The following is a 4,555-nucleotide window of genomic DNA, read 5'->3' as shown; positions in this document are numbered from 1 at the left end:
GTCGTAGCCGAGCAGGGCGGGGATGCCTGCGTCGGACCCGGCTTCAGCGCCGCAAGGGATGACCTGGCAGAGACCGGCGGTGCCGGTGGCGGCGAGGTGGTCGAGGGTGGGCGTGTGCGCGGCGGCCAGCGGGGTGGGCTGGCCGTCACGGGTGGGCAGGTCGGCCATGCCGTCGAGGATGCAGATGATGCGGGGCGTGTGCATGGCTGCGTCTGGAGCTTTTTTCTCGTTAAGTGTAGTTAATTTAGAGTATTGAGTTTTTGAATGGAATCCGCTTCAACGTCATGAACAGGAAGGTGGTGCATCGTGGGTGTTGATGTAAAGGCTCTGTATTTTGGCCAAGAGGTTGTGGAAAAACTCAAGTCGTATGTCTATGCGTATTATTATCCCGAATTGGAAAATGAAGCTCCTTTTTATATAGGGAAGGGAAAGGGTAACAGGTGTTTCCAGCATCTGCTGGACAATGGAGACTCAGAAAAGGTTCGGACCATAAAAGAAATATTGGATTCTGGAAAAATTCCAAGGATTGAAATAATCCGGCATGGTCTGGAAGAGAATGAAGCGTTGGTGGCAGAGTCTGTGGCCATTGATCTTCTTACGAAAGACCGGCTGACGAACAGGCAGCTAGGGCATGGTGCAAAGCGTTACGGCAGAATGAATGTTGAAACCTTGAAGAATATTTATGGTTCCGGCGCTCCGTTAGATATCGACACCATAGACGTCCCCGCTGTGCTTATTCGGGTTAATCAGGCGTACGTTCCCGGCAGTTCCACGCAGGAGATTTACGATATTACGCGTGGATGTTGGAAGCTTGCCATGAGAGTGGCGGAGTGCGCCCGATATGCGTTCTCTGTATACCAAGGTGTAATAATAGAAGTGTTTGAGATAGCCGCTTGGCTGCGTGGGGATTCGACCATGCGCGCTGATGGCGTGGAGAGAGAGCCAATCGAGCGGAGGATAGAGTTTGTTGGCAGGCGTGCAACTCAGGATATTCGCAGCAAATACGTGGGCAAGAAGGTGAGCATCCCTGAAGGAGCCAGGAATCCTTGCATTTACACCCGAAAGACAAAGGAAGAGTTTGCGCGGAAATTGCGGGAGACGGTTGAGGGGGCGTAAGAAACACTGCCTTGCGGCGCACCTCCCCCCCCAATCAAAAAGTTCTGGAGGGGATGGGGTGCGGGGAAGGGGAACCTCTTCCAAGAGGTTCCCCTTCCCCGCGAATTCTTCCCGTTTCCTGCCTCTTCAACCCTTACTGCAGAACGCGGTAGCACACTGGCGGCGCAAGCAGAAGCCCGGCCGCCTGCACCTGGGCGATGGCGCCCTGGATGGCGCTGGCCCTGGCGGCGTGGGTCATGAACACCAGCGGCACGCCCTGGGGGTGCTGCCCCTTCTGGATGGCCTGGGCGATGCTGATGGAGTGGTCGGCCATGGCCCCGGCCAGGTCGCGCAGCACGCCGGGGTTGTCCGGCACCATGACGCGCACGTAGTAGCTGCTTTCGGCGTCTGCCGGGGGCAGGATGTCCGCGCGGGGCGGCACCTGGCGCTGAAAGCCGGTGTTGTGCGGGGCTGCGCCGCGCGCCACGGTCATCAGGTCGGCCAGCACGGCGCTGGCGGTGGGCAGGCTGCCCGCGCCAAGCCCGTGCAGGAACACGGGACCCACGGCGTTGCCTTCCAGACGGATGGCGTTGTACGCGCCGCCCACCCGGGCGATGAGGAAGGTGTGCTTGACCAGGGTGGGAAACACCCCGGCCTCCAGCCTGCCGTCCACTTCGCGCACCTGGGCCAGCAGCTTGATGCGAAAGCCCAGTTCGCGCGCGAACTCGATGTCCATGCGGTCGATGCCCGCAATGCCCTGCACGGGCAGTTCGGCGTAGGGATAGTCCATCCCGTAGGCCAGGCGGATCAGCAGCACCAGCTTGTGGGCGGTGTCGTGGCCTTCGATGTCCAGCGTGGGGTCCGCCTCGGCGTAGCCCAGTTCCTGCGCCTGCCCGAGGGCGGTGGCGAAGTCCAGGCCGTTGCTGGTCATCTCGGACAGGATGTAGTTGGCCGTGCCGTTCAGGATGCCGACCAGCGAACCGATGCGGTTGCCCGCGAGGCTCTCCTTCAGCGTCTGGACGATGGGGATGCCCCCGGCCACGCTGGCCTCGTGGTGCAGGCCCACGTTCTGCTGCTCGGCAAGACGGTACAGGTCGTAGCCGTCCTCGGCCAGCAGGGCCTTGTTGGCGGTGACCACGTGCTTGCCCGCTTCCAGCGCGCGCTTGATGATGGCGTGGGGAGCGTCAATGCCGCCCATCAGTTCCACCAGCACGTCGATTTCCGGGTCGTCGGTGAGAACTGCCGGATCGGCGGTCAGGGTTGCGCCCTGCGGCACGGGCCAGGCGCGCGGCTTGGCGAGATCGCGCACCAGAATGGTCTTGATGACCATTTCGCGCCCGGTGCGCTCGGTGATCCACTGGCGGTTCTCGTCCAGCACGCGGGCAAGACCGCTGCCCACGGTGCCGAACCCGGCCATGCCGATGACTAACGGACGCGGGGGCATGGGGCGCTTGCCGCCCGGCTTGTCGCTTTCGCTACCCACACGACCTCCCGGAGAGCGCCTTCTTGATGCCCTTCATGGCCTGCTTGGTACGGTGTTCGTTCTCGATGAGGGCGAAGCGGACGTGGTCGTCGCCGTGCGCGCCGAAGCCCAGCCCCGGAGAAACGGCCACGTGGGCTTCCTTGAGCAGCAGCTTGGAGAATTCCACGGACCCCATGGCCCGGAATTCTTCGGGAATCTGGGCCCACACGAACATGGTGCCCTTGGGCGGCGGCACCACCCAGCCCGCGCGGCCAAGCCCTTCGATGAGCACGTCGCGGCGCTTGCGGTAGGTGTCCACGATCTCGGTCACGCATTCCTGCGGGCCGTTCAGGGCCACGGTGGCCGCGATCTGGATGGGCTGGAAGTGGCCGTAGTCGAGATAGCTCTTGATGCGGGTAAGCGCGTAGACCAGGTCGCGGTTGCCCACGCAGAAGCCCATGCGCCACCCGGCCATGGAGTAGCTTTTGGACATGGAGAAGAATTCCACGCCCACGTCCTTTGCGCCTTCGGCCTGCATGAAGCTGGGCGGCATGTGGCCATCGAAGGCCAGGTCCGCGTAGGCGAAGTCGTGGATGACGTAGATCTTGTGTTCCTTGGCGAAGTCCACGACCTTCTGGAAGAATTCCGGCGCGGCTATCTCGCAGGTGGGGTTGTGCGGGTAGCTGATGAACAGCAGCTTGGGCTGCGGCCAGGTCTGGCGGGTGGCCACCAGCAGGTCTTCGAAGAAATCGCGCCCGCGACCGATGGGGATGCGCCGCACGTCGGCCCCGGCAATGATGGGGGCATAGGTGTGGATGGGGTAGGTGGGGTCCGGCGCGAACACCACGTCGCCGGGCGACAGCATGGCCAGCGACAGGTGCGAAAGCCCTTCCTTGGCGCCCATGGTGGCCACGGCTTCCGTGTCCGGGTCAAGGTACACGCCGAAGCGGCGCATGTACCAGTCGCAGATGGCCTTGCGCAGGTTGGGGATGCCGCGCGACACCGAATAGCGGTGGTTCACGCCCTTGCCCGATGCTTCCACCAGCTTGTCCACGATGTGCTGGGGTGTGGGGATGTCGGGGTTGCCCATGCCAAGGTCGACGATGTCCACGTTCTGGCGACGCAGTTGCATCTTCAGTTCGTTCACCGTCGCAAAGACATAGGGAGGCAGACGGTGCATGCGCGGAAACTGGTTCATGGCGAAGTTCTCCGTGGTTGAAACGAAAAGAGGCGGCAGCGCCGCCTCGAACCAACGGCGCAAGCCTGCGTCACCGAGCGGCGGTTGCCGCGGTGGCGGCCGCGGCGGTAGCGGCGGCGGTGGTGGCGATGGTAGCGGTCCGGTCGAGGTGGGACATGCCGATGACTCTTGTGGTGGAGAATGGCCGTGTATACATTGCGCGTGCGCCGCGTGCCGGTGCGCTGGCGTCTGGTGGACGCCGTGCACGGGACGGAAAGCCCGAACGAATGATCCGGACAAACGGTCCGGACAAGGTATTCTGACAGGCGGCGAGGCTACCGTGGGTTGCGGTGTCGATGGCTTGTACTGCAAAAAAGAAATGCCGGTCAATACGCCTAGCTGCGATGATCGGAGACTGTTTGGCCGAACGGTGCCGGGGGATGCATGAACGACGGAAGGCGGCAGGCGCGGCGGGTGTACCTGGTGGGGCCGCGCGCCAGCGGCAAGACCACGGTGGGCAAGGCCCTGGCAGCCCGCGCCGGTTGGCGTTTCGAGGATACCGACGCCACGGTCATTGCCACGGCGGGCATGACCGTGGAGCAGATAGTGGAGCGCGAAGGCTGGGAAGGATTCCGGCGGCGCGAAACCGAGGCCCTGCGCGCAACCCTTGGCCGTGACGGTCTGGTGGTGGCAACCGGCGGCGGCATGGTGCTGGCGGAAGAAAACCGGCGCATGCTGCGCGACGGGGGCCTTGTGGCCTACCTGTGCGGCAGCGTGGACCTGCTGGCCGGACGCCTTGCGCGCGACCCGCTGGCCGCGCA

The 4,555-nt window shown here is 63.3% G+C and carries 4 protein-coding genes and 1 pseudogene; 2 read left to right on the top strand and 3 right to left on the bottom strand.

Annotation, left to right across the window (positions count from 1 at the left end):
- Positions 1–204, bottom strand: a pseudogene (locus FVW20_RS08110) (phosphoglycerate mutase); the annotation flags it as partial.
- Positions 205–306: 102 nt separating this feature from the next.
- Here FVW20_RS08110 and FVW20_RS08105 point away from each other — a divergent pair.
- The gene (locus FVW20_RS08105; RefSeq protein WP_196609016.1) at positions 307–1,116 is read left to right on the top strand and encodes an LEM-3-like GIY-YIG domain-containing protein; all 810 of its coding nucleotides are present in this window, start codon (positions 307–309) and stop codon (positions 1,114–1,116) included.
- A gap of 133 nt (positions 1,117–1,249) precedes the next feature.
- Here the strand turns inward: FVW20_RS08105 and FVW20_RS08100 are convergent, their stop codons facing one another.
- Together FVW20_RS08100 and FVW20_RS08095 are read right to left on the bottom strand one after the other, a co-directional pair.
- The gene (locus tag FVW20_RS08100; protein WP_196609017.1) at positions 1,250–2,539 is read right to left on the bottom strand and encodes a homoserine dehydrogenase; all 1,290 of its coding nucleotides are present in this window, start codon (positions 2,537–2,539) and stop codon (positions 1,250–1,252) included.
- A 31-nt stretch (positions 2,540–2,570) separates the two neighbouring features.
- Entirely contained in the window at positions 2,571–3,755 is a 1,185-nt protein-coding gene (locus tag FVW20_RS08095; RefSeq protein WP_196609015.1) for an aminotransferase class I/II-fold pyridoxal phosphate-dependent enzyme, read from the bottom strand.
- A gap of 423 nt (positions 3,756–4,178) precedes the next feature.
- On the opposite strand from FVW20_RS08095, the gene FVW20_RS08090 reads away from it, so the two are divergent.
- A partial coding sequence (locus FVW20_RS08090; RefSeq protein WP_196609014.1) for a shikimate kinase occupies positions 4,179–4,555 on the top strand: 377 nt, incomplete at its 3' end.

The organism is Nitratidesulfovibrio oxamicus, from assembly GCF_015731765.1.
Taxonomy (GTDB): domain Bacteria; phylum Desulfobacterota; class Desulfovibrionia; order Desulfovibrionales; family Desulfovibrionaceae; genus Cupidesulfovibrio; species Cupidesulfovibrio oxamicus.
The sequence above is the reverse complement of the archived record's forward strand: the minus strand, read 5'-3'. Positions and strand labels throughout refer to the sequence as shown.

What these genes read in the sequence shown, in the direction of transcription:
- FVW20_RS08095 (WP_196609015.1), bottom strand. Translation starts at nt 3,755, where the DNA reads ATGAACCAGTTTCCGCGCATGCACCGTCTGCCTCCCTATGTCTTTGCG.
- FVW20_RS08100 (WP_196609017.1), bottom strand. Translation starts at nt 2,539, where the DNA reads ATGCCCCCGCGTCCGTTAGTCATCGGCATGGCCGGGTTCGGCACCGTG.